We start from the raw sequence: 25783 nt of genomic DNA, 5'->3' as shown, positions 1-25783 counted from the left end.
AAGGAAGCATCCCATGCTAGAAGCTCTCTCCATTTCCCTGAACAAAGCTGCCGTGTTCGGCTTTGTCCTCTACATCCTGGGGGCTGCGGTACTGTTCGCGCTGTTCCAGTTCATCTACACCCGTATCACCCCGCACAAGGAATTTGAGCTGATCCGGGCGGGCAACACATCCGCAGCGGTTGCCCTGGGCGGTGCCATCGTCGGTTTTGCCATCCCGGCCAGCAACGTGATTGCCTACTCCGTCAGCCTCGTCGACTTCGTGGTCTGGGCAGTGATTGCAGCCGTCGTCCAACTGTTGGCATTTTTGCTCACCAGTCTGGTGCTCAAAGGCACGTCAGAGCGCATCAAGAACGGCGAGCTCGCGGCCGGCATCTACGTCGCCGCCGTGGCCATCAGCGTCGGCATGTTGAATGCCGCGTGCATGACGCCCACCTCGAACTGATTGCGCACGGAGCTCCCGATGAAACGAAGCAAGTACGTCCAGCTGTCGCTGGCAGCGTCGGTCGCCATGGCGATATCCGGCTGCGGGCCAACGGAAAAAACCTACGATTTGCAGAAGAAGTACAACTTCCAATCGGTGCAGCAATGCGCCGATGAAAAACTCCCGGTAGACGTCTGCTCGGACGCCTACATGACCGCCATGGCCGAGCATCGCCGCATTGCGCCGGTGTACGACAGCCAGGCCGATTGCGATGCCGACTTTGTCGCCGACTGGTGCCAGCAAGACTCCACCGGCAAGTACATCCCAAGGCTCGGCGGCTTTGAACTGACCGCCGAAGGCCAGGTGACCCAATCCCAGGTCGACGCCGCCAATGCCCAAGCGACCAATGCCCAAGCAAGCGGCGGTGGCTCGGGTTTCTCCACCAGCAGCCTGCTCACCGGCCTGCTGATCGGCAACATGCTGAGCAACAACCGCAACAGCTACCGTTCCGAGCCGGTGTACCGCTACCGCGATGATCGGGGCAACTACGGCAACTCCACGCTCAACCAGCGCGTCTCCAATGGGGCCACCTTCGGCCGCTCCAACCAGGCCCGGTACGGCAGCAGCAATTACACCAACACGCTGCGCTCCACCAACAAGTCGAGCTCCGTGTCCTCGGCCACCTCCCGTGGCGGCTTCGGCAGCAAGGCCAGTGCGCGCAGCGGCTGGGGCGGCGGCGGGTCGAGCAGTTAAGGAAGGCAGGCATGAAGAAGATCTACTGCGCAGAGCGTCATGACTGGAAACAGACCGCCGACAGCCTCGGCTTTCTGTTCCACACCATCGACGGCGAACCCTACTGGGACGAGCGCGCGTATTACCAGTTCACGCTCCAGCAAATCGAGCGCGACCTCGAAGACCCCACCACCGAGATCCATGACATGTGCATGGACCTCGTGGCCCGGGTGGTCCACAGCGAAGAACTGCTCGAACGCCTGAGCATCCCCGCGCCTTTCTACGACATGATCCGCACCTCATGGCTCGAAGGCCACCCGCACCTGTACGGGCGCATGGACTTCTCCTACAACGGCACCGGCCCCGCCAAACTGCTCGAGCTCAATTACGACACCCCCACCAGCCTCTACGAGGCCGCGGCATTCCAGTGGGGTTGGCTCGAGCAATGCATCGAACGCGGCCTGCTGCCCAAACACGCCGACCAATTCAACAGCATCGACACCAAACTGCACCAGGCCTTCGCCCAACTGCAGGTCAACCAGCCGTTCTACTTCGCCTCGATGAAAGACTCGATCGAAGACAAAGGCACCACCGACTACCTGCGCCTCGTCGCGGAAAAAGTCGGCATCGAATCACGCCACATCGACATCGAAGACATCGGCCTGACCAACGAAGGCCGCTTCGTCGACCTACAAGATCGCTGGATCCCCCACCTGTTCAAACTGCACGCCTGGGAGTTCATCTTCCACGAACCCTTCGGCACCGCCATTGCCGAGAGCGATACGCAGTTTTTCGAGCCGGCGTGGAAGTCCATCCTCTCCAACAAGGGCATCCTGCCGCTGTTATGGGAGTTCAACAAAGGCCACCCGAATTTGCTCGCGTCGCATCTGGACACCGACCCAGGCAAAGCCGTGCCAAAAGGCTGGGTGCGCAAGCCGTTCTTCTCCCGGGAAGGGGCGAACATCGAGCTGCAAACGGCCGACGGCCTGATCGTAAAAGAAGACGGCCCCTACACGGATGCGCCATTCATCCTTCAGGAGTTCGCGCCGTTGCCGCGCTTTGGGGACAGCTACACGTTGATCGGGTCTTGGGTAATTGGCGACCAGGCCGCCGGCATCGGTGTGCGCGAGGACAATAGCTTGATCACCAAGGACTCAAGCCGGTTTCTGCCGCACTTGATCCTGGATTAAGGAAGTTTGTTGAACGTTCCCACGCTCCGCGTGGCAACGCATCCAGTGACGCTCCGCGTCACCGCGCCTTGGTATTGACGTCCCCATTCACGGCTGCAATCAAAGCTTCGCAAGAATAGTCATGCTCAGCATTCTCGTGGTTTAATATTTTTCATATAAATACCCTTATAGGGTGATATTTGTCATGAAAATAAACCATCTTCTCGCTGAATGGCCGCCGGGCTCCATTGCCACCCAAGCGTGGCTGCACGAACACGGCGTTGGGCCGAGCCTCATTCAAAAGTATCAGCACACGGGCTGGGTAGAGCGTGTGGGGCATGGTGCGTGGAAACGCAGCGACGACGATCTTGACTGGCACGGCGGTGTCTCCGCACTGCAACAAGACGCAACGGTGCAGATTTGGCCGGGTGGTGCGACGGCGTTGAGCCTGGCCGGTTACAGCCACTACCTGACCTTCGGAAAGCAGACAGTCGATCTATTCGGCACACCAGAAGCCCTTCTGCCAGGCTGGTTTCGCAAGCACGAATGGGAGGCCCAGGTAAATTTCTACCGAGGCGCGCTCTTTGCGGAACTGGAAGATATGGCGTTACAAATTTTTCAAGTGCCTTACCGCCAATTTGCGCTAAAAATCTCCACCCCCGAGCGTGCGGTGCTTGAACTTATCCATCAAAGCGACGATGAAATGCTGTTCAGCGGTGTGGCCGATGTATTGAGCGGTCTGGCCACACTCAGTCCCAAACGCCTGCAAAAACTGCTTGAAGCGTGCAACTCGATCCGCGTCAAACGCGTGTTCCTTTTGCTGGCACGTAATGCGAACCATGCGTGGTATGGGCGTATAGATCGTTCCAGCATCGACATGGGTAAGGGCAAGCGGCAAATCATCCGGGGCGGTCGACTCGATAAAGAGTTCCTCATTACCGTTCCGGAGCGTTTTGCCAATGCCACTTGAACCACGTTATGCCGCTCAGGTTCGTCTGCTAGTGCAGGTCATTCCTTACGTAGCGGCAGAACGATGTTTCGCACTGAAAGGGGGGACCGCCATTAACCTGTTTGTGCGGGACTTGCCTCGGTTGTCGGTAGATATAGACCTGGCGTATCTGCCCAACTCTGCCCGCCAGCAGGCATTGGCCGACGTTCGTCAGGCGTTGGAGCGCATTGCCGGTGCCATAGCACGAGGCCTCCCTTCGGGCATCGCGACCGTTCAAGCAAATCGAGGCGATGAGCTTCGGATTCTCGTAAGAAACGCTCAGGCCCAGATTAAAATTGAGGTTTCGCCAGTGCTGCGCGGGACTGCCCTGCAGCCGCAGGAGCGTGACGTAGTGCCGTTGGTCGAGGATGAGTTTGGGTTTGCCTCGATAGCGGTGGTGTCCTTGCCCGACCTCTACGGCGGTAAAATCTGCGCTGCGCTGGATCGGCAACATCCAAGGGACCTTTTCGACGTGATGTTGATGCTTCGAGAAGAAGGGCTGACACGCGAAATTTTTGAGGGCTTCCTGGTGTATTTGATCAGTCATGGGCGGCCTATGGCTGAGCTGCTTGCTCCACGGTGGAAGCGACTGGCGGACATGTTTCAGGCTGAATTTGCTGGCATGACGCGAGCGCCGGTCACTCTTGAAGAATTAGAGGTAACCAGAGAGGCTTTGCTGACTGCGATCCAGCAACAATTCTGCGAGCAGGATGCCGCCTTTCTGATTTCGCTCAAACAAGGAGAGCCTGACTGGGCGAAGTTGAATTTGCCTGGGATCGAAGAGTTGCCTGCTGTGCAATGGAAGCTGCATAACGTCAGGCGGATATCTACTGCAAAGCGAGTAGAAGCTGTGGCGAAGCTGGAGGCGGTGGTTGGGCAATTGCTGGCCGGGTAAGCCGTGAAATGAAAAAGCCTGCTTCTCAAAGCAGGCTTGTCATACAGCGTGGTTACTTACTTAGGCTGGGCAGTCAGCGCCGCATACCCATTCATCAAATTGCGATAGTTAGGAATCCGCTGGGACAACAGATTCCCCAGCCCTTCGATGTCGTTGCGCCAGTCGCGGTGCAACTCACACGCCACCGAGAACCAGTTCATCAACTGCGCACCGGCCTGCGTCATCCGGCTCCACGCCGCCTGCTGCACCGTGGTGTTGAACGTGCCGGATGCATCCGTCACCACAAACACCTCAAAGCCTTCTGCCAGCGCCGACAAGGTCGGGAACGCCACGCACACATCCGTCACGACACCGGCAATGATGATCTGCTTACGCCCGGTGGCCTTGATCGCTTTGACGAAATCCTCGTTGTCCCAGGCATTGATCTGACCGGGGCGAGCGATATATGGCGCGTCCGGGAACATTTCCTTCAACTCCGGCACCAGCGGGCCGTTAGGGCCTTGCTCGAAACTGGTGGTGAGGATGGTCGGCAAGTTGAAGAACTTGGCCAGGTCAGCCAGGGCCAGCACGTTGTTCTTGAACTCGTTGGGGGAGAAGTCCTGCACCAGGGAGATCAGGCCGGTCTGGTGGTCGACCAGCAGAACAATGGCGTCGTCTTTGTTCAAGCGGTTGTAGGTTGCAGTGCTCATGGTTGAATCCTTTTTTGTTTAGGTTGGTTAGGCGTTGCGTTCAACATGGGCACAGATTAATGGGTGGGTGACGAGGGATAAATCGGGTGGGAGGCGTCTTACTGTCAACTTAAAGTGGACAATGGTTGGCGCCCGATTTCAGGCCTCCGGGTTGCTGTGCAGAACAGAAGTGAATTGCCTGATTTTGAGTAGCCAGCAGGTCCGATCCCTTTCATTTGCAGGACGTTTCCTAGAGAATCCCAACCGCTTGCGCCAGTGGAATTGGATGACTAGGCTGCTGACCGTCACTGCTAATTCAGTGATCGGGTTTAGTCGCCCGGACCTCGCTAGGCGCACGCGCCATCCCAAAGACAGGTGTCTTCTCGCCTGCACTTTATGGTGGCTGTGCGCAGGGCATCCTCGGGTGCGCCGGTGCCTAGCGGCCGGTCGACTAACCTGCGTACAGCCGCCACCTCTGCTCGTTTAGTCGCGAAAGGACGGTGGTAGTCACTTACTGCTAGGAGTTTTGCTATGGATAACGTTCGTTCAGATACGCTGTCGTCACACCCGACCAACCCATTTACGGTCAATGAAGAACTGAGCTTCGAGGATGCCTGGGTGCAGGTGGCTGAGCTGCTGCATTGTGCGCTGGCTACGTCGCAGGTGATCGGCGAGTCAGTGGCTGCGCCACAGAGGGCGGTGATGCATTTGGTGGAGATGGCGAAGATGGTGGCGGATAGGGCTGTGGAGTGTTTGCAGCCTAAATGACGCGTATTGAAGGGTGGGTAGGATACCTGCCCGCTTTTGTTGACGATTCAATTGTCCAGCAGCTGTTAGGCAATTGAACTGCATTCTTACAGGCATTAAAAAGCCGGCTTGTGGCCGGCTTCTCGGGGACTGCCTCAGCTTGTTTTTGACAAGCCTCAGCAGCCTTCAAATCGCTCAGCCCACATTGCGTCGGGCTGAATAGTAGGGGCATCCGCGGGAACTCCTCCGCTTCGCCAGCAGGGCGTCGGCTAAAAGCGACCCCTGCCAAATGTGCGGCGCATGATACCCACATTCACCTCAGTTGCCCACCTCCGGTTCCGATTTAGAGCCTTCCCAGCCCAATAGATGTTCATCCAGCGGCACCGGTGGGCGGCGGTTGTTGAGGGTGGACCACCAGAATACCCAGCCGATGATTTTGAAGCTTTGTTCGAAGCGTTCTTCGTGGTTGAGGTATTCGTCCGGGTGTTCGGTGGCGTTGTGGCTGCGCATGCGCAGGCCGCCGCCGGGGCGGTTGTAGAGGTATTTGATGCGTAGCATGCCGTCGTGTTCGACGGCGTAGATTTCGCCGTCGATGATTTGGGTGCGGCCTCGGTCGATGGCGAGGGTGGCGCCTTGTTGGATGATGTCGATCATGCTGTTGTCGACCATGTAGGCGCCTACCGCGCGGTCGGGTTTGACGTTGAGGGTTTCGAGGGTGTGCAGCGAGATGCGGATGCGTTCGGTTGAGGTGAATGTGGGGTGGAGGGCGATCTCCACGTCGGTTTTTTCCGGGCGGCAGGCGGGGCCTGTGAGGTATTTGCCAGTGTCTTCGCGGGTGGCTGCAATCCTTGCGGTGGGACCTTCCAACAGGTAGTTGGCAGGCGGATGTTTGGGGCCTCGGCCGTCGTGCAGCCATCGACTGGAGACGCAGAGCAGTTCTGCGATTTCGTTGAGTCGGCCCATGGGAACCCCGCGCTTGAACCAGTTGTTCACGTGTTGAGGCGTGACGCCGCGGTTCTTGGCGAAGTCGGAGGCGGAAAGATGAACTTCCCGAAGTAGCGCTTTTAAACGATCACCTGATGTATTCATAAACGCAGAGTTTACTGGCCGGAAAAACTAATCAAATAAACTATGCGTTGAATTGCATATGTAGGATTTGGCTTAGTTGTGGCTTGTTTTTTCAGATGCGGTGCTTAGTTAAACATCATTAAATAAACATTGAACTTGATGTTTAGTTTTTCCCATAAAAAAGCCCCGAATTAACGGGGCTTTTTATTTGCCGTGGCAATGAGGCGGGGGTATCAGCCTTTGTAGGCGGCAACCGACTTCATGATCTCGGCACGGGCGGCTTCTGCGTTGCCCCAACCGTCGATCTTTACCCATTTGCCTTTTTCGAGGTCTTTGTAGTTCTCGAAGAAGTGCTTGATCTGTTCCAGCAGCAGTGGCGGCAGGTCGGTGTATTCCTTCACGTCCACATACAGCTGGGACAGCTTGTCGTGTGGCACTGCGATGACTTTGGCATCGCCGCCGCCGTCGTCGGTCATGTTCAGGATGCCGACTGGGCGCGCGCGGATGACCGAGCCTGGGGTAACCGGGTAAGGGGTCACAACCAGCACGTCGAGGGGATCGCCGTCGTCAGCCAGGGTGTTGGGGATGAAACCGTAGTTGGCCGGGTAGAACATCGGGGTGGCCATGAAACGGTCAACGAACAGGCAGTCGCTGTCTTTGTCGATTTCGTATTTGATCGGCGCATGGTTGGCCGGAATTTCGATCGCGACGTAGATGTCGTTCGGCAGGTCTTTGCCAGCCGGAATCTTGCTGTAGCTCATTGGGCGTTGCCCCCGTAGTTGGCCATATGACATGGCCGGATTGGCCTAAAAGTGGCGGCGATTATAGGCATATTCTGACGCCGATGCCATGCGCCAAGCGTCGTACGGTCATTCGTCGTGTGGCTGGTAGCGCGGGTCGTGGGCTTGCAGTTGGGTCAGGCGCGCCAGGGGATCCTGGCGGTAAAAGCGGCTGAGTTGGGCGTACACCTGTGGATAACTATTGACCAGCAAATCCGGGGCACTGAAGAAATACTCGCTGGTGACGGCGAAGAATTCCGCCGGGTTTTCTGCGGCGTAGGGGTCTATTTCTGTCTCGGCGTCCGGGTTGGCATCGAGTTGGCGGTTGAGGTCATCGAAGGCGCTTTGCATCACGCTGGCCCATTCCTGCACGCGCATGTCGTGGTGCAGGGGCGGCAGGCCGTTGGCGTCGCCGTTGAGCATGTCCAACTTGTGGGCCAGCTCGTGGATGACCAGGTTGTAGCCTTCCCATTGACCGCTGGCGAGTACGCCGGGCCAGGCCAGGATCACCGGGCCTTGTTGCCAGGCTTCGCCGCTGTGTTCCCCGTCCCACTCGTGCTCAACGCCGCTGGCGTCGCGATGGCGTTGCGGGCTGAGGAAGTCGTCGGGGTACAGCACGATTTCATGAAAGCCCTGGTACCAGTCGAGGTCGCCCAGGTTCATCAGCGGCAATTGCGCCTGGGCGGCGAGCAGCAGGCGTTGTTCCTGGTGCAGTTCGACGCCGGGCAGGGCAGTGAGGTGTTTTTCGGCGAGGAAGATCACGCAGGCTTCGCGCAGCCACTGGTCTTGCTCGGCGCTGATGCCGTCAAGGAAGGTCAGGTGCTGGCGCACCCGCTGCCAGGTGTCATCGGCAATCGGGTGCTTGGCCAGCAGGCGCCGGCGACGCCAGGCGCTGAGGGACCACATTGCCGGTCAGTGCGGGTTGGCTTCGGAGGAGGTGCGGCCAAAGCGGCTGCGCACCACGCCAATGATCATCGGCACCAGGGACAGCAGGATGATGAACACCACCAGCAGCGAGAGGTTTTTCTTGATAAACGGCACGTTGCCGAAGAAGTAACCCAAGGTCACCAGGCCGCCGACCCACAGGATGGTGCCCAGTACGCTGAAGCCGAAGAAGCGCGGATACGGCATCTTGGCCACGCCCGCGACGAACGGCGCAAAGGTGCGCAGGATCGGCAGGAAGCGCGCCAGGGTCACGGTTTTGCCGCCGTGCTTGTCGTAGAAATCGTGGGTTTTTTGCAGGTAGTCGCGACGGAAGATCTTCGAGTTCGGGTTGCTGAACAAGCGCTCGCCGGCTGTTCGGCCTATGACGTAGTTGGTGCTGTCGCCGAGGATCGCCGCCAGCATCAGCAGGCCGGCCAGCAGTACTGGGTCCATGCCGCCACCGGCCGCTACGGCACCGGCGATGAACAACAGGGAGTCACCCGGCAGGAAGGGCATGACCACCAGGCCTGTTTCGCAAAAAATAACCAGGAACAGAATGGCGTAGATCCACGGACCGTAATTGGTTACCAGCATGTCGAGGTAGACGTCGAGATGCAGGATAAGGTCGAGCGGGTTGAAATCCATGGATGGCACCTGTGTGAACGGCCCGGCTCAGCAGGCCTGTGCGGAAGCTCGGGCAATAAGGCTACAAGTAATTGCGGCAGTTCTTACGGCCCTGAAAGGTCGGCATTATACGGATTGAATGGTGAAAAGCGTGTGGCTTTTGTAGCGGGGAGTGTCGTGAAAGTGTGAAGCGGTTGGGCTTGGTTTTTTGTGGGAGGGGGCTTGCTCCCGATGGCGGGGTGTCAGTTAACGAATTTGTCCCTGACCCACCGCCATCGGGAGCAAGCCCCCTCCCACAGGGGATTGGGGGTCAGTCTTCGTTGATCGGCAGTACGTAGTTCTTGAACTCGGTGTCTTCACGAAAGCCTATAGACTCATAGGTCTTCTGCGCCACGTCATTGTCGCTGCTGGTGGAGACCCGCAAGCGTACGGCGTGGGTTTCCTTGGCCATCTTCTTGGCGGTGCGCATCAGGTTGTCGGCCACCAGTTGTCGGCGCGCATCCTCGGCTACATAGATGTCGTTGAGGATCCACACCCGTTTGAGCGACAGCGAGGAAAAGCTCGGATACAACTGGCAGAACCCCAGCAGCCGCTTGTCATCATCATCGGCCAGGGCCAGGTAGATGACTGACTCCTTGCGTCGCAGGCGCTTTTCCAGGAAGGCCCGGGACGAGTCCGGGAACGGCAGGGCGCCATAGAACTCGCGGTATTTGACGAATAGCGGGGTCAACAGGTCCAGGTGTTCCAGGGTCGCTTGAGTAATCCGCATGCCAGGCCTCAACTTCCGAATGGGGGTATGACCACGCGAGCGGCCGTGGCTTGATGCTGCCTAATGCCGCCAAAAAGCGCAATCGTGCCGCTATCGGTCATCTGGTGGGCTGAGCAGGAAATTGCCCTTCATCAGGTCCGGATCGTCGGATTCGAGGGTCTGAACCTGTGCCTCGTCCTTGAGATTGACCCCTGACAACTGCCGGCGACACGCCTCGCGCATCAGGTACAGCAGACGATGGGCCGCCATGCCATAACTCAAGCCTTCCAGCCGCACATTGGAGATGCAGTTACGATAGGCGTCGGTGAGGCCGACCTTGGGGTTGTAGGTGAAATACAGGCCCAGGCTGTCCGGCGAACTGAGCCCTGGGCGTTCGCCGATAAGGATCACTACCATTTTTGCCCCGAGCAGTTGGCCGATCTCGTCGGCCACCGCTACACGGCCTTGTTCCACCAGAATTACCGGTGACAAGGACCAGCCTTCGGCGTGGGTCTGTTCTTCCAGGCGTGCCAGAAATGGCGCGGTATGTTTATGCACCGCCAGCGCCGACAGACCATCGGCCACCACAATCGCCAGGTCGACTCCACCGGGATGCGCCAGGGCGTAGTCGCGCAAAGCCTGGGCAGACTCATCGCTCAGGCGTCGCCCAAGGTCCGGGCGTTGCAGGTATATATGCCGATCGGGGGCGGCGCTGTGCAGCAGCAGGCTGTCGCGGCCGCGTTCGGCGAATTGGCTGCTGAGCCCGGCGTGATCGAAGGGCAGGTGCACCGCATCCCGCGCCTGGGCGTGGGCGAACTGGAAATCCAGCTGGGCGCTGGTGGGAATGCTGGTGCCAGTGCGGCCCAATGCGATGCGCGCCGGGGTCAGGCGGCGCAGTTCCAGCCAGGGGTTATCAGGCAGTTCTGGTTGCACGGTCGGCTCCTTCATCCCAGTTGCGCCAAGGCATGGCGAAACGCCGGTGGCAGGCTGTTGCCGAAGTGCACCTTGCCGCCTTCTTGCGTGAAGATGCCCATTTTCGCCAGCCACTGTTCAAACTCCGGCGCCGGCTTTAAACCCAAGGTCTGGCGGGCGTACAGAGCGTCGTGGAACGAGGTGGTCTGGTAGTTGAGCATGATGTCGTCGGAACCGGGGATGCCCATGATGAAGTTGATACCGGCCACGCCCAGCAGGGTCAGCAGGGTGTCCATGTCGTCCTGGTCGGCTTCGGCGTGGTTGGTGTAGCAGATATCGCAACCCATGGGCACGCCGAGCAGCTTGCCGCAAAAATGGTCTTCGAGGCCGGCGCGGATGATCTGCTTGCCGTTGTACAGGTACTCCGGGCCGATAAAACCCACCACGGTGTTTACCAAAAATGGCTTGAAGTGCCGCGCCACGGCGTAGGCGCGGGTTTCACAGGTTTGCTGGTCGACGCCAAAATGCGCATTGGCCGACAAGGCGCTGCCCTGGCCGGTTTCGAAGTACATCAGGTTCTGCCCCAGGGTGCCGCGCTTGAGGCTCAGGCCGGCGTCGTAACCTTCCTGCAGCACGCTCAGGTTGATGCCGAAACTGGCGTTGGCCGCCTCGGTGCCGGCGATCGACTGGAACACCAGGTCCAGGGGCACGCCCCGGTTGATCGCCTCGATGGAGGTGGTGACGTGGGTCAGCACGCAAGCCTGGGTGGGAATTTCGTAGCGCTGGATGATCGCGTCAAGCATCTCCAGCATGGCGCAGATCGAGGCGATGCTGTCGGTGGCCGGGTTGATGCCGATCATCGCGTCGCCATTGCCGTAGAGCAGGCCGTCGAGAATGCTCGCGGCGATGCCCGCCGGTTCGTCGGTGGGGTGGTTGGGCTGCAAACGTGTGGACAAGCGCCCGCGCAATCCCAGGGTGCCGCGAAACTGGGTGACCACGCGGATCTTCTGCGCCACCAGCACCAGGTCCTGCACACGCATGATCTTGGACACGGCAGCGGCCATTTCCGGTGTCAGTCCTGGCGCCAATCCACGTAGGGTATGTTCATCAGCCGCGTCGCTGAGCAGCCAGTCGCGCAGGCCGCCGACGGTGAGGTGGCTGACCGGGGCAAACGCTTGTTTATCGTGGGTGTCGATGATCAGTCGGGTAACTTCATCGCTTTCATAGGGAATCAGCACTTCCTGCAGGAAGTGCTTGAGCGGGATATTGGCCAGCGCCATCTGCGCCGCCACCCGTTCACCGTCGTTCTGCGCGGCGACACCGGCGAGGAAGTCCCCGGAGCGGGCGGGGCTGGCCTTGGCCATCACGTCCTTGAGGTCGTCGAAGCGGTAGGTGAGGGCACCCACCGCGTGGGAAAAGCTTGCCATACAGTGTCTCCTGAATGACGCGGGCAAAACCTAGAAAAAGCGCCCGCGTCGAGGTTTTCGGCAATCAGTGCAAGGCGGCCTCTGCGGCCTGGATCGCCGCGAATTCCTCTTCCGGCGTGCCTGCTACCAAGTGATGCCGGCTGTAGAAAGCAAAGTAAGCAATTAATACTCCATAGATGACCGCGGCGCCAATCACCACCCGTGGATCCACCAGGAACCCCGCCACCACGGCCACGCAGGCCAGTACCAGCGCCACGCCCGAAGTGAAGATGCCGCCCGGCGTGCGGTACGGCCGGTCCATTTTGGGGCGACGGATGCGCAGGGTGATGTGCGCAGCCATCATTAGTACGTAGGAAATCGTCGCGCCAAACACCGCCACCAAAATCAGCAAGTCGCCTTGGCCGGTCAGCGACAGGCCAAAACCGATAATCCCGGGGATCACCAACGCCAGCACCGGCGCCTTGCTCTTGTTGGTCTCGGACAGTTTGCGCGGCAGGTAACCCGCGCGGGACAAGGCAAAAATCTGCCGCGAATAGGCGTAGATAATCGAGAAAAAGCTCGCGATCAAACCAGCCAAACCGACCAGGTTGACGAAGCTGCCCATCCAGGTCGAACCGCCGTAGGACAACGCCAGCGCTTCAACCAGCGGGTTGCCGGATTTGATCAGCGCGTAAGTGCCCGCACCGCCCGGCGCGATCACCAGAATCAGCAGGGCAAAACTGGTCAGCACCACAATGGCGCCGATCAGGCCGCGGGGCAGGTCGCGTTTGGGGTTCTTGGTTTCTTCGGCGGCCAATGGAACGCCTTCCACCGCGAGGAAAAACCAGATGGCATAAGGGATCGCCGCCCACACGCCGACGTAGCCGAACGGCAGGAAGCTGCTGGCGCCCTTGGCTTCGGTCACCGGAATGTCCAGCAGGTTGGCGACGTTGAAGTGCGGCACCATCGACACCAGGAACACACCCAGGGCAATTGCGGCGACGGCGGTGATCACAAACATCAGTTTCAAGGCTTCGCCCACACCAAAGATGTGGATGCCGATAAAGATGATGTAGAACGCCAGGTAGATCATCCAGCCGCCAATGCCGAACAGTGACTCGCAATAGGCGCCGATAAATACCGCGATGGCCGCAGGGGCGATGGCGTATTCGATGAGGATCGCGGTGCCCGTGAGAAACCCGCCCCAAGGGCCAAAGGCGCTGCGGGCAAAACCGTAGCCACCGCCGGCGGTGGGGATCATGGACGACAGTTCTGCAAGCGAAAAGCACATGCACAGGTACATCGTCGCCATCAGCAAGGTGGCGAGGAACATGCCGCCCCAGCCACCCTGGGCCAGGCCGAAGTTCCAGCCGGCGTAATCGCCGGAGATCACATAGGCAACACCAAGGCCCACCAGCAGTACCCAGCCGGCGGCGCCTTTTTTCAGTTCGCGTTGTTGGAAGTATTCGGTGCCGACTTTTTCGAAGTCGACGGAAGAGCCAGTGGGTTCGCTAGGCATGGGGAAGTACCTTCCATTCTTATTGTTTTAACTCGGCCTCTGTATGCCGAATGCGCATCGCAAATACTTATGAATATCCAAATGTGGGAGGGGGCTTGCTCCCGATAGCAGTGGGTCAGTCACTTAGATGTCGACTGACACTATGCTATCGGGAGCAAGCCCCCTCCCACCTTTGATTGCGTTTCAAAGGTGAGAGGGTGTTGTGGGTTAGAAGAACCCGAGTGGGTTGATGTCGTAGCTCACCAGCAGGTTCTTGGTCTGCTGGTAGTGATCCAACATCATCTTGTGGGTCTCACGGCCCACACCGGACTTCTTGTAACCGCCGAACGCGGCATGCGCCGGGTACAGGTGGTAGCAGTTGGTCCACACACGGCCGGCCTTGATCGCCCGGCCCATGCGGTAGGCGCGGTTGATGTCGCGGGTCCACAGGCCGGCGCCCAGGCCGAACTCGGTGTCGTTGGCAATCGCCAGGGCTTCGGCCTCGTCCTTGAAAGTGGTGATGCTCACCACCGGGCCGAAGATTTCTTCCTGGAACACGCGCATTTCGTTGGTGCCCTTGAGCAGGGTCGGCTGGATGTAATAGCCGGTGGCGAGGTCGCCTGTGAGCTTCTCGACCTTGCCGCCGGTCAGCAGTTGCGCGCCTTCGCCCTTGGCGATTTCCAGGTAGGACAGGATCTTGTCGAACTGCTGCTCGGAGGCCTGGGCGCCGACCATGGTGTCGGTGTCCAGCGGGTCGCCACGCTTGATCGACTCGACCTTCTTCATCACCACTTTCATGAAGTCGTCGTAGATCGATTCTTCCACCAGTGCGCGAGATGGGCAGGTGCACACTTCGCCCTGGTTGAAGAACGCCAGCACCAGACCTTCGGCAGCTTTTTCGATGAATGCAGGTTCCGCTTTCATGATGTCGGCGAAGAAGATGTTCGGCGACTTGCCGCCCAGCTCGACGGTTGACGGAATGATGTTCTCGGCCGCCGCATGCATGATGTGCGAGCCCACCGGGGTAGAACCGGTGAAGGCGATCTTGGCGATGCGCTTGCTGGTGGCCAGGGCTTCGCCGGCCTCTTTGCCGAAACCGTGTACCACGTTGAGTACGCCCGGCGGCAGCAGGTCGCCGATCAGTTCCATCAGCACGTTGATGCCCAGCGGCGTTTGCTCGGCGGGCTTGAGCACCACGCAGTTGCCCGCGGCCAGGGCCGGGGCGAGTTTCCAGGCGGCCATCAGCAGCGGGAAGTTCCACGGGATGATCTGGCCGACCACGCCCAGCGGCTCGTGGAAGTGATAGGCGGCGGTGTGTTCGTTGATTTCCGCGCTGCTGCCTTCCTGGGCACGGATGCAGCCGGCGAAGTAGCGGAAGTGGTCGGCGGCCAGGGGGATGTCGGCGTTGAGGGTTTCGCGTACGGCCTTGCCGTTGTCCCAGGTTTCGGTGATGGCCAGCAGCTCGAGGTTCTGTTCGATGCGATCGGCGATTTTCAGCAGCACCAGCGAGCGGTCCTGGGCGGAGGTCTTGCCCCAGGCATCAGCAGCGGCGTGGGCGGCGTCCAGGGCTTTTTCGATGTCTTTGGCCGTGGAGCGCGGGAAGTCGGCGATAGGCTTGCCATTGACCGGCGAGGTGTTGGTGAAATAGTTGCCATCGACCGGCGCAACGAATTCGCCGCCGATGTAGTTACCGTACTTGGCCTTGAACGAAACGATAGCGCCTTCAGTACCGGGGTGTGCGTAACGCATGGTGGCATCTCCTGCTTTTATGTTTATTGGAGTACATCGCGACAAGCGCGTGATAAAGCGTAGAGCAAAGGTTGGGCCACTGCAGTGCTGGTCAGTCAAATCAAGGGGTTGGACGTTGGCGCCATGGGTCGCTGTCACCCTTGCGATACAGGTGGTGTGACGGTTTGTGCCATAAACGGTACAGCCTGTGACCGGTGGGTCGGCCCGGGATTGCAATGGGCGGAGGGCTGGGGGATGCTGGGCGCTCTCACGCAGGGAGAATAATAAGAACATGCATAACGATCATTTCAGTCGCCATGCCCAGCAAGTCTTGACCGTCACCCGCGGACAGGAGCTGTCTCAGGGGCCGGGCAGCGATCCGTCCATAGCCCGTTCCTGGCTGCGCTGCGTGGAGGACTATCACCTTGATCCTGCGCAGACCATCGCCCCTACGGTGCTTGAACACGGCCGCCTGCTGGAAAGCCGCGAGCGCCTGCGCCAAGTGCTGCACATCGCCGGCAGCGAGATGAACAGCCTGCATCAGCAGCTCTCCGGCGCCGGCCATGCGGTGCTGCTCACTGACGCACGGGGCGTGATCCTCAACTGCGTTACCGCGCCGTCCGAGCGTAAGATCTTCGAGCGCGCCGGGTTGTGGCTGGGCGCGGATTGGAGCGAAGCCTGCGAGGGCACTAACGGCATTGGCACCTGCCTGGTGGAACGCCAATCCTTGACCATTCACCGTGATGAGCATTTCCGTGGCCGCCATACCGGGTTGACCTGCTCGGCGAGCCCGGTGTTCGATCCGCATGGTGAGCTGCTGGCCGTGCTCGATGTGTCCTCGGCGCGCGAAGCGGTATCGCGCCAGAGCCAGTTCCACACCATGGCGCTGGTGAATCTGTCGGCGAAGATGATTGAGAGTTGCTACTTCCTGCGCCACTTTGAACACCACTGGCTGCTGCGCTTTCACCTGCAGGCCGAGTCGGTGGGCCTGTTCAGTGAAGGGCTGTTGGCGTTCGATGGGGAGGGGCGGATCTGCGCGGTCAACCAGAGCGCGTTGAACCTGCTGGGGCAGGTACGCGGGAGCTTGCTGGGGCAACCGGTGGAGGCGTTCTTCGACTGCTCCCTGGACCAATTGCTCGGTCGCGCCAGTGCCAATGCCACCGCGAGCTGGCCGTTACGCAGCCGCGACGGTCGGCACTTGTTCGCCGCGTTGCGCGGTCAGCCGCGCCCTGTGCCGCACCCCGTGTTCAAGGCGCCCGAGCCGCCGCGCATGCCCGGCATCTGCCTGGCCGACCCGGCCTTGCAAAATGAGTTTCGCAAGGCGCTGCGCGTCTTCGAGCGTGACGTTCCGCTGCTGGTCAATGGTGAGACCGGTTCCGGCAAGGAGGCGTTCGCCAAGGCCATACACCAAGCCAGCCAGCGTGCCGATAAACCTTTTATCGCCCTCAACTGCGCCGCCATTCCGGAAAGCCTGATCGAAAGCGAATTGTTCGGCTACCGCGGCGGCAGTTTTACCGGCGCCCTTAAAGATGGCATGCGCGGCAAGTTGCAACAGGCCGATGGCGGCACCCTCTTTCTCGACGAAATCGGTGACATGCCCCTGGCGTTGCAGACGCGCTTGTTAAGGGTGCTGGAAGATCGCATGGTGGTGCCCATCGGCGGTGAGCCGCACGCTGTAAATGTGCGGATTATCAGCGCCACACACCGAAATTTGCTCGAGCGCATGCAAGACGGCAGCTTTCGCGAGGATCTGTATTACCGGCTTAACGGCCTGGAGATTGAGCTGCCCCCGCTGCGCGAGCGCAGTGACAAGGCGCAATTGCTCGACTTTCTACTGGCACAAGAAGCTGGAACGCTGTCGGTGGTACTCGACGTCCAGGCTCGGCAAGCCCTGCTGGCATACACCTGGCCAGGCAATGTGCGTCAATTGCGCACCGTGCTGCGCACGTTGGTCGCCCTGAACGAGAGCGGCAATGTCGGCCTCGGGGATCTTCCCGCGATAATTCGCCAAGGCCGAACCGCACCGATCAAGGAGGCTCGCAACGGTTTGGCGTTGGAAGATGCAGAGCGCCTGGCATTGCTTGACACGCTGGAGCGCCAATGTTGGCACATGACGCAAGCGGCCGTAAGCCTGGGTATTAGCCGGAATACGCTTTACAGGAAGTTGCGCAAACACGGGATTTCACGAAGTTTCGGTATTTAGACTACATTTGTTGTGGCCTTTTATTGCTTGAAGAGTGATGCAGTGAGTGTCTAAAAGGGAGTTGAGAGTCTCGGTATTATATTGTTTACAGTATGCTGAGCCCTTGAGGTTTGCGGCGTGCGAATGCGTTGAGGAGTAAGTATTTTAAAGTTGTATTATTTGGTTGAAATTTAACTGCGCGATTTTTTTTCGATGTTCCACTAAGTGCATGTATAGAGGTTCCTTTGTCGGGAATCTTAATGTCTGCATTTAGGGTGAACCATGAATATTTCACATCTGTCCGAGCCTCTGCTCCCGTCTGCCCTCAACGCCATTCTGGCACCTGTTGCAGAGGCAATTGGCACGCCTCACGGTAATGCTGCCACAGATGAGTTACGCGCTGCCGCCCATATCGAGCAGCCCAAGCGCGCTGATCGGCCAACGGCGGTTTCACGGGCTGGCGCCGATGCTGAAGTGGCGAGATCTTACGCCAAGACATTGGCCGCGAGTATCAACAAGACGTTTGGCCCCGCGCCTTTGGTTGACGTGCCTCGGGAGTCGACCTTGGGACTTTGGCGTTCACAGTTAGATAGCGCGTTCAAAGAGCCAGGATTTCTAGCCTGGGCGAGGCGGGAGAATCTCGACACGGCTTATTTAAAAGTCAATCCGTCTCGCGGGGAAATATCAGGGTATGTAGGCGGCTCGATTAAGACCTTTTCGTTATTAGACGACTCCGGCTGGTCCGATGTTTCGCGCACCTTATTGTCCATTTCCAGCGTATTTGCCCCAGAACCGCAGCAAGAGTTTGTCTACCCGTTATATGGTCATGGTGATCAAGTACCGCTTAACTTGGTCGCGCAGTTTTACGGTGAGCCCAATACCCCAACCACCGCTCAGGTGAATGCCCGCATTCGACAATTATTCCAAAAGCCTGGCTTTGAATTACCCGACCACTATGTGGCGCCGCGTTCTGATGAAGCGTTGTCTGCACACCAGCAGGCATTGGGGGATAACGCCGATCGTCATGCGCTTATTACCGCGTTGCGCTCCCAGGTAGGTGATGCCAGCGGGCGCATTGACCTGGACGCAGTCAAGATAGCCATTGACCCTCGTTCAAGCCTGTTCGCCAGCGAGCAGCGCAGTGAAATGAGTGTTGCGCAAGTCCTCAGGCAGGAAGGCAACATGATCCCTGTTAACGCTGAGCAGGCCTTCGAGGCGGCGCAGGCGTTGTCGTTTGACCTTGCTCATCGCGCGCCAGGTGTTGAATCGGGTGGTGTGAAACAGTCGGACATAAAGTTGAATCGTCGTACTCCGCTGCGCTTGATGCAAAGCCTGATAGACGAGTGGAAGAGGCTTCACCGGGCTGAGGTTTCCGATGCACAGACCGGGCCTGGTGCCGACAGTCTACTCAGACTGCTCATGAATTCGCTTCCCCAAACCATAAGGACGATGACTGCGGACAACCCCGCATTGGTAATGGACCAGCTCATTCGCTCGCCCGAGGCGCTGGCGTTAGGGGGCGATGCCCAACGCCTGTTCAAGCTGATCAAAACCCCAACCAGCGCGATTGAGAGTGTGAATGCGGCACTTGTACATGACCTTGACGCCAACCCAGCGAAATCGCGTTTCAACGTGACAGGCTATGACCTGTATAACAAAGATAATATCGGTCTTTCCCCCGCTGAAATCGTGAAACGCTTTATTGCTCACCTTGAGCCCAAGGTCGGTGTTGATTTGGCCCCAGTGGCTGCGCGTTTACTGTTATCGGCGGTAGCCCCGGAACTGCTGGTAAAAAATATACCGCCCGGGATTATTTATGGCTCCCTTGCATGGCTGAGTTTCTGCATATCAGTCATGCGCATTGAGCTGCAAGTGCCTGGCGCATCGGCAAACATGACCTATAACCAGGTGATGGCGTATGGTGACGTGTCTCTACTTTCGTTCGAGAGCGACAGCGAGATGAGCGCGGCCATGCACGACGCTATGGTCGCCTGGGGCTTTGCAAACAACCTCATTGAAAACAGTTCGAAAATCGGCGTTACCGCGACTGAGGTAGAGCGGATATGGAAAGTATTAAAAGAAATTTTATGGGCGAGCGAAGCGTTGAATACGCTTCCAACAACGCGAGAGGCGCTGGCGTTGAAAGAGCTCAAGCGCGTATTTCCGGATATTGATCCGACGCTCAAGGTATTGCAGGACACGAACGTCAAGCATACCCCGATGTCACTGCTTGATATTTACATGAGTGGCCCTGTCAAGGTGGATAAATGGAAGTCGCTGGACGAGCAAAAATTTCCATACAGCCAGATGAATTCGCGTATTGGGGAGCTTGAGCCCGACATCAACAAGACGTTTTCTGAAGCGTTCCAGGATTACCGGACAACCCACGAAAGTGCATGGGGTATCCAATTCAAATTCCAGCTTTCATTATTGCCAATTGCCGATCAAGAGAAAATCAGTCAATCGGATGTGAGCTTTTTCGAAGTGTCTCGGCCTTTCCTGGATGTTCTCCCGTCTCCACTTGAAGTGTTTGCCACCAGGGTCTTCTGGCCAAGGAAACCTACTGAGCAGGAACTGAAGGAGCTTAAGGGGACTCAGGGTTTGTTGATGAAAGTGGTGGACAGCAAGGGTGAAGTTTCTACCTACAGTGTTCTGCCCTTCGAGGGGCGAATCGTCAAGGAAGATAGTGTTCCAGGCAGCCGAACTGGCTTCGACGACAGTTCGTATTTCAGCGATCAAGGCAAGGGCTATGTCCCAGGCTCGTTGCATGTTTACAGCCCCTATGGACTGCTCAACGAAGTGCGTGACCCGCCGGATGTGGCGGGGCAGAAGCCGGGTTCCTACTTCTCAAAAAAAACCAATGCGCTTGCTCGGTCAGTGGGAAGTTTCGCCGTGCAGACTTATGAGGATCTCAAACTCAAGGCTGCCGGGGTTACAGAAATTGAGAAAGGGCGCGCGATTGATGAAAGCCTCAAGGAGTTTTTCCTAAGCCTCGTGCCTTTCTATGATGGTGTTCAAGATGCGAGGAAGGGCGATATCAAGGGGGCGGCGTTTAATATCGGCTTCGATATTTTAGGTTTTGCCCTTCCTGCGGCAAATGCTGGTCGTAAAGCATCCAAGGCAGGCAAGGGCTTGCTGACGATTCTCAAACGCGGAGTATTTGCCGGTGTCGGTGCTTCGGTGGGGTATACCGATAGTGCAGATATTGCCAAAAACTTGAATAAGGGCGCACGCGCGGGCTATCGGGATATTAGTTACCTCGCGAGCAAGAGTGATGAGCTCCTGTCAAAGCTGAGAGGGAATTATAAAAGTTATGATGTCTCCAAAGTTTACAAGGAGGGCGATATCGTCAAAGGTTTTTTTAAATCGGCGGAAGATAATGTGTGGCGACCCACGGTGGCAGTCCTGAGAAATGGAGGATGGTATGCATATAATGTTATTACCAAGACGCCTTTTGGGGTGCAAGCTGCACAGTTTGGTGTTGTGACTGCCTTGGAAGAATAGTGTTTGGCAGGTATTTAATTCTTGCTTGCTGGGTGGGTGTGTTGCGATATTTTTAGTGGTGAAGAACTGGAACTGTTCTTGGTGTTTTTCTCACTTATTAAGTGAAGGTAATGGATGGCTTTCTAATAATTATTAATCATCAGGTAACTCATTATGATTCTTTCAATGTCGGCACACACGCACCTGCGTACAAAGCATTCAAAAATTGGCGGGCTTTTAGAAAGCATTGCAGGTGGTTCGCGAGGCATTAGTCCCATCCCGACTCGGACTTTAGAAGCTCCGAAAGTTGGCGAGACACCTGCGGGCAGCCGGTCAGGGAGCCCCGACCAAACGCTGGATCAAGCGTTCATTGACTCCAAAGTCGCAGGCTTCGACGGGCCAGGGCATACGAGCGGCGCTCGGCTACCGGGGGAGGCTGGCCAGGGCAACGTTCATCAATCGCCAGCGATGGCTGAATACAGGGCCAGACAGCAAAAAGAATGGCAAGCCCGCAAAGATGCGCAAGCCCGCGACAAGTTGTTTGACCAGCCCACAGCAGGACGAGTCGATGGGCAGGAGGTAGAGCCCTTTTCTGCGGCCAAGCTTGAGAAGAATGCCGATGAACTGGTGAAAGCCAAAGAAACAGCGCTTCCGCCCACGAACAAGACGCTCCTCAAGACCGCTGCCATCACCACAGCAATCAGCGCGCCCTTTAGTACGATGGGATTGTTTATTGCTGGAACTGCTAACGAAGCGCTCAAGCCAGTTATCAATCCTCCACCCGCCACTGCCACCGTACAAAGTGTAGAGGAGGGCCGGATCGTCGACCATATTCAAAGCAGCGTATTTAAGATCGTCAATACCTTGGGCGAACTGCGTAATGAGGAGCCTGTTCCTATATCGGTGAAATGGCTGATGCTGGATAACGACACACGTCTGGATGCGCTTGGAGCCATGCTTGACTTTGCCGAGGGCGAGTTCGCTAAAGAAGCACACAAGCACAATATTTCGTTCCAGCCCGCTTTCACGGGGGCTGAAGAAGATGATATCAAGCCCCGTGCAATCGCCATGGAGGCCCGTATGGCAACCCTTACAGCCTTAATGGGCTCGCTGAAATCGAAGATTGCTGCGGGCACTGTCTAAGGTCGGTCATGACAGCGAAGCCCATCGAATGGTGGGCTTTTTTTATTAGTCTGAAATGATGCCATTTTCCTACCCCAAACTCCTCGGCATAGACGCACCTGTGCGACACGCACAAGCACTAGATCGAACGTCGTTGACAGACTCGAGATGCACGTTGCTATGGTGCGTTTTATGAAACTTGGTCATTACCACTTATGTCTGGTTTAGTTTTCAATGAATTATCTGGATAAAGCTTTTTGTTTTTTTTTGAGAGTGCTTCGTGTTTTTTCACCACTCAGTGTACGAAGAGTCCAGCATTTAATGCGTGCGAGAGTATAAGATATGACAATCTTTGGAGATGTTAATGCAACGAAAACCCTTTCAAATAATGTAATGAACGAACCTTCGGTGACTGACACCAAGGTGAGCAACGATAGTGCAGCTGCTCATAGCAACAGCCATACGCAAATCCCGGACACTCCTGAAAGCCGTACAGCTTATGACGCTCAGTTGGCGAAGACTTACGCGTCAGCATTAGCGACGCACTCCTACGAGACGTCAATGTTACGTCCTGATGTTCAAGTGCCTGCGCAGTCCACACTCGGGCGTTGGCGTACCCAACTGGACAGTGCTTTTAAAAGCCCTGGATTTTTACAGTGGGCGAACACCCAGGGTCTTGATATCAAGAGTCTTAAACTGGATCCCTTCCTCGGGGAATTGACTGGGAGTGTAAATGGCAAGATGCAAACCTTTTCACTAAAGGACGATTCGGGATGGTCGGACGTTTCTCGATTGCTCTTGTCGATTGCCAGGGTGATCGCTCCAGCACGCGGCCAGGCGTTCAGTTATCCCTGGCCGGAAGGTAAGGTGCCGTTGCACACGGTTGGGCGTTTTTACGCAGCGCCTATCGACCTCACTCCTTCACAAGCCGCTTCGCACATTGAAAAATTGAAAGCAGGCTCAGCATTTGAATTTGCACCTGTGGGGCATGCGCCCCAACGTTCTATAGAGGCGCTAAAGGAGCAGGGCAAGGCGCTGGGTGATGACGCTAACCATCATGCACTTCTTGCGGCGCTGAGGTCCCTGGTGGGGGACGCCGAAGGAAAAGTCGATCTGAATAACGCCAGGGTTCCGATTGACCAGCGTTCAAGTTTATTTCTAACCGAACAGCTTCGTGACATCAGTGTGGCGCAAATGCTCGAAAAGCATGGACATCAGCTACCTGACAGTCTTTTGCAGGCGCATAGCCTGGCTGATTCACTCTCTTTTGACCTTGCCCATCGAATGCCCGGGCCTGACGCTGGAGGGGTGAGGCATATAGTTGGGCTGCTGAACGTTGATAAATTAGACAAGATCAAAAACGTGGTAGATCAGTGGATGTCTGAACGGGCAAGCCCAACTCCTGGCCCTCAGGCTGGTGCAGGTAGTTTGATAAATATACTGATCAGCGCGCTTCCGGCGTCTACACAGAACATGATCGCGGACAACCCCGCGGTAGCAATGGACCAGCTCATTCGGTCGCCCGAAGCACAGGCGTTGGGTAAAGCCATACAGAAAGAAATCGGCTTAGCAGAGTCGCCGACTAGTGCAATTGAGGCGGTGACTGCGGCACTCATACGCGAGCTTGATCCTAATCCAGGAAAGTCACGCTTCAACTTGGCGGGTTACAACTTATATAAAAGTGAAAATGTAGGTGTTTCCGCTGCTGAAATCGTCAAGCGTTTCACGGCGCACCTTGAAACCAAAGTGGACGTGAAGGCAGCCCCTCTTGCGGCGCAGCTATTGTTATCAGCCGTCGCTCCTGAACTCCTTATCGATACCGGACTCGTTCATGGGGCTCATGGTTTTAAGGATTTCATGATCGCGGTTGCACTGGTAGATGATAACGCTGCCGGCGCATCGGCGAACATGACGCCCAGTCAAATATTGGACTATGCGGAGGCGCAGCTTAATATCCTGAGTAAGGAAGAGTTAAGCCTAATATCGGTCGATGCGGTTATTGCCTATGGCCTCGGTAATCAGGAGATCAAAGTCAATCGTGACGGCCACTTTACGGGTGAGGATATTGAGCGCTCGTTGACCGTGGCAAAACAACAGGGGGATCAACTGGATTGGGCGCGTAGTGAGTTACTGAAACCTCCACCAACGCGAGAGGGGGTGGCGTTGGCGGAGTTTAAGAGAGTGTTTCCGGATATTGATCCGACAAAGACAACGCTGCGTGGCATTATGGATGGCAGCTATATTGTGTCGCCACTTGATGTCTACATGACAGAGCCATTTGAACCAGATATGTGGAGGCCGATAGATGAGAAAGAATTACCTTGGGAGCAAATGAAACTCCGCTTTTCCGAGCTTCATGAAAATATTAACGAGAAATTCTCTAACATCTTCGACGACTATACAAGGACTCAATCGGCGGCCGAGTCTGTTGCCTTCAAGTATCATCTTTCCCTAATGCCTCTAGCGGAGCAAGAGCGCATAAAGCAATCGGATGTAACATTCCTTACAGTCTCACGTCCTTTTTTGGGAACAGAAGAAGTAAATAATTTGTCCCTTTACCCAGGGCGCCAACCACGCACGCCGACCCCACATGAACTCAAAGAATTAGAGGGGGGGCAAGGTGTACTTATGAAGGTGGAGGGGCCTGATGGTAAGGTCGACTATTATAGTTATTTCCCGGGCCTAGGAAAAATAGTCAAGGAGCAGGGAGCGCCGTCAGAATATTCGGATTTTGACGATAGTAATTATTTTTCCAAGGGTTCCAAGAACCGCGTTTCAGGCACCTGTAATGTTGTTACCGAGTATGGTGTCACCAATAAGGAGCGTGACTCCCCTAGCGTAACAGGTCAAGGAGTAGGCCCCTATTTTTCTGAACGAAACGGTTCGTTAGCTACTGTGGTTGGTGATTTTTTTACTAAAAATCATGATTATCTGAAAACATATTACTTTGGGGCAACGAGAATTGAGGAAAATACTCGGCGGAATCAAAGTATAAATGAATTTCTCCTTTCGCTTGTTCCATTTTATGACGGTATTCGGGATGCAATTAACGGTAATGTTGCAGGAGCGGTTTTTAATATTGGGTTCGATATTTTGGGGTTTCTACTTCCCGGAGCCAGCGCTGCGAACAGGGCTTTGAAGCTCGGCAAATCAACAGGTAAAGTCCTTGCACGTTCTTTTTTCGCTGGTCTCGGTGCTTCCGTGGGGGTTACCGATATCATTGAACTGCCGAAAAATATTAAGCGTGGGATTGTCGCTTTAGGTAAGGACGCTAGGAAGCTGTATAAACATGCAGATGAGATACTGCCTCGACTAAAAGGTAATTATAGGGCTTATGATGTGTCAAAGGCTTATAAGGATGGCGAAATTGTCAAGGGTGCCTATAAAACGGCGCCAGATGGTGTGAGCGTGCCCGTGGTCGCCATGTTCCAGAAGGGGGCGTGGTATGCATTCGATACCGTGACAAAAACGCCTTTCGGTCCTCAGTTGGCGCAATTTGGTTTACTGGACATGATCTCTACTAAGGCGTCCAATAATTCAAATGACAACATATACGAACGGGCTATCCCCTCGTTGGTGTGAGGGTGCTTAAAAGTACGCGTCGTAAAATGATTTGGTATGTGCTTCTTTATCGGCTTGGCAGGCGAAGTGTGCATGTGCACCTGTATGTTATGTTTTTAGCAGGCTGT

The 25783-nt window shown here is 56.6% G+C and carries 20 protein-coding genes; 10 read left to right on the top strand and 10 right to left on the bottom strand.

From position 1 onward, the window contains the following. Positions 1-13 precede the first annotated feature (13 nt). The 5 genes from QYQ93_RS25875 (at position 14) to QYQ93_RS25855 (ending at position 4205) form a co-directional block, all read left to right on the top strand. On the top strand, positions 14-442 hold the full coding sequence (locus QYQ93_RS25875; RefSeq protein ID WP_043048033.1) for a DUF350 domain-containing protein: 429 nt from the start codon (positions 14-16) through the stop codon (positions 440-442). An 18-nt stretch (positions 443-460) separates the two neighbouring features. Then, positions 461-1174 (top strand): DUF1190 domain-containing protein, encoded by a 714-nt coding sequence (locus QYQ93_RS25870; protein ID WP_043048031.1) that lies wholly within the window; start codon positions 461-463, stop codon positions 1172-1174. A gap of 11 nt (positions 1175-1185) precedes the next feature. Further along, positions 1186-2343, top strand: a complete 1158-nt coding sequence (locus QYQ93_RS25865; RefSeq protein WP_043048029.1) for a glutathionylspermidine synthase family protein — start codon at positions 1186-1188, stop codon at positions 2341-2343. A 184-nt stretch (positions 2344-2527) separates the two neighbouring features. Continuing rightward, entirely contained in the window at positions 2528-3292 is a 765-nt protein-coding gene (locus QYQ93_RS25860) for a type IV toxin-antitoxin system AbiEi family antitoxin domain-containing protein (RefSeq protein ID WP_338475787.1), read from the top strand. After that, entirely contained in the window at positions 3282-4205 is a 924-nt protein-coding gene (locus QYQ93_RS25855) for a nucleotidyl transferase AbiEii/AbiGii toxin family protein (protein ID WP_338475786.1), read from the top strand. The genes QYQ93_RS25860 and QYQ93_RS25855 overlap by 11 nt, the downstream gene beginning before the upstream one ends. A 56-nt stretch (positions 4206-4261) precedes the next feature. Here the strand turns inward: QYQ93_RS25855 and ycaC are convergent, their stop codons facing one another. Beyond that, positions 4262-4894: an isochorismate family cysteine hydrolase YcaC gene (gene ycaC, locus QYQ93_RS25850; protein WP_198714466.1), complete on the bottom strand. Its 633-nt coding sequence runs from the start codon at positions 4892-4894 to the stop codon at positions 4262-4264. A gap of 510 nt (positions 4895-5404) precedes the next feature. Here ycaC and QYQ93_RS25845 point away from each other — a divergent pair. Continuing rightward, complete coding sequence (locus QYQ93_RS25845; protein WP_057711958.1) at positions 5405-5641, top strand: hypothetical protein; 237 nt, start codon at positions 5405-5407, stop codon at positions 5639-5641. Positions 5642-5938: 297 nt separating this feature from the next. On the opposite strand, the gene QYQ93_RS25840 is transcribed toward QYQ93_RS25845, so the two are convergent. The 9 genes from QYQ93_RS25840 to QYQ93_RS25800 form a co-directional block, all read right to left on the bottom strand. Continuing rightward, a complete protein-coding gene (locus tag QYQ93_RS25840) occupies positions 5939-6709 on the bottom strand; it encodes a LexA family transcriptional regulator (RefSeq protein ID WP_338475785.1) in 771 nt (256 codons plus the stop codon). A 212-nt stretch (positions 6710-6921) separates the two neighbouring features. Next, a complete protein-coding gene (ppa, locus tag QYQ93_RS25835; RefSeq protein ID WP_005791810.1) occupies positions 6922-7449 on the bottom strand; it encodes an inorganic diphosphatase in 528 nt (175 codons plus the stop codon). 108 nt (positions 7450-7557) lie between these two features. Beyond that, complete coding sequence (locus QYQ93_RS25830) at positions 7558-8373, bottom strand: zinc-dependent peptidase (RefSeq protein WP_043048020.1); 816 nt, start codon at positions 8371-8373, stop codon at positions 7558-7560. 6 nt (positions 8374-8379) lie between these two features. Beyond that, positions 8380-9036, bottom strand: coding sequence for a DedA family protein (locus QYQ93_RS25825; RefSeq protein WP_003194521.1), 657 nt, complete (start codon positions 9034-9036; stop codon positions 8380-8382). A 289-nt stretch (positions 9037-9325) separates the two neighbouring features. Continuing rightward, positions 9326-9784, bottom strand: a complete 459-nt coding sequence (locus QYQ93_RS25820; RefSeq protein WP_056846361.1) for a GNAT family N-acetyltransferase — start codon at positions 9782-9784, stop codon at positions 9326-9328. Between the two features lie 90 nt (positions 9785-9874). Continuing rightward, on the bottom strand, positions 9875-10711 hold the full coding sequence (gene eutC, locus QYQ93_RS25815) for an ethanolamine ammonia-lyase subunit EutC (protein WP_338475784.1): 837 nt from the start codon (positions 10709-10711) through the stop codon (positions 9875-9877). Further along, a complete protein-coding gene (locus tag QYQ93_RS25810; protein WP_043048015.1) occupies positions 10708-12102 on the bottom strand; it encodes an ethanolamine ammonia-lyase subunit EutB in 1395 nt (464 codons plus the stop codon). The genes eutC and QYQ93_RS25810 overlap by 4 nt, the downstream gene beginning before the upstream one ends. A gap of 64 nt (positions 12103-12166) precedes the next feature. Next, positions 12167-13600 (bottom strand): ethanolamine permease, encoded by a 1434-nt coding sequence (eat, locus tag QYQ93_RS25805; RefSeq protein WP_046069706.1) that lies wholly within the window; start codon positions 13598-13600, stop codon positions 12167-12169. Positions 13601-13807: 207 nt separating this feature from the next. Continuing rightward, complete coding sequence (locus QYQ93_RS25800) at positions 13808-15328, bottom strand: aldehyde dehydrogenase family protein (protein ID WP_043048012.1); 1521 nt, start codon at positions 15326-15328, stop codon at positions 13808-13810. 271 nt (positions 15329-15599) lie between these two features. Between QYQ93_RS25800 and QYQ93_RS25795 the strand changes: the two genes are divergently transcribed. From QYQ93_RS25795 to QYQ93_RS25780, 4 genes are all read left to right on the top strand, one after another. Then, complete coding sequence (locus QYQ93_RS25795) at positions 15600-17510, top strand: sigma-54-dependent Fis family transcriptional regulator (RefSeq protein ID WP_338475783.1); 1911 nt, start codon at positions 15600-15602, stop codon at positions 17508-17510. A gap of 261 nt (positions 17511-17771) precedes the next feature. Further along, positions 17772-20993, top strand: coding sequence for a hypothetical protein (locus QYQ93_RS25790; RefSeq protein ID WP_338475782.1), 3222 nt, complete (start codon positions 17772-17774; stop codon positions 20991-20993). Positions 20994-21146: 153 nt separating this feature from the next. Continuing rightward, on the top strand, positions 21147-22115 hold the full coding sequence (locus QYQ93_RS25785; RefSeq protein ID WP_338475781.1) for a hypothetical protein: 969 nt from the start codon (positions 21147-21149) through the stop codon (positions 22113-22115). 321 nt (positions 22116-22436) lie between these two features. After that, positions 22437-25676: a hypothetical protein gene (locus QYQ93_RS25780; protein WP_338475780.1), complete on the top strand. Its 3240-nt coding sequence runs from the start codon at positions 22437-22439 to the stop codon at positions 25674-25676. The last annotated feature ends 107 nt before the right edge of the window (positions 25677-25783 follow it).

Source organism: Pseudomonas khavaziana (genome assembly GCF_036704165.1).
GTDB classification, from domain to species: domain Bacteria; phylum Pseudomonadota; class Gammaproteobacteria; order Pseudomonadales; family Pseudomonadaceae; genus Aquipseudomonas; species Aquipseudomonas khavaziana.
The sequence above is the reverse complement of the archived record's forward strand: the minus strand, read 5'-3'. Positions and strand labels throughout refer to the sequence as shown.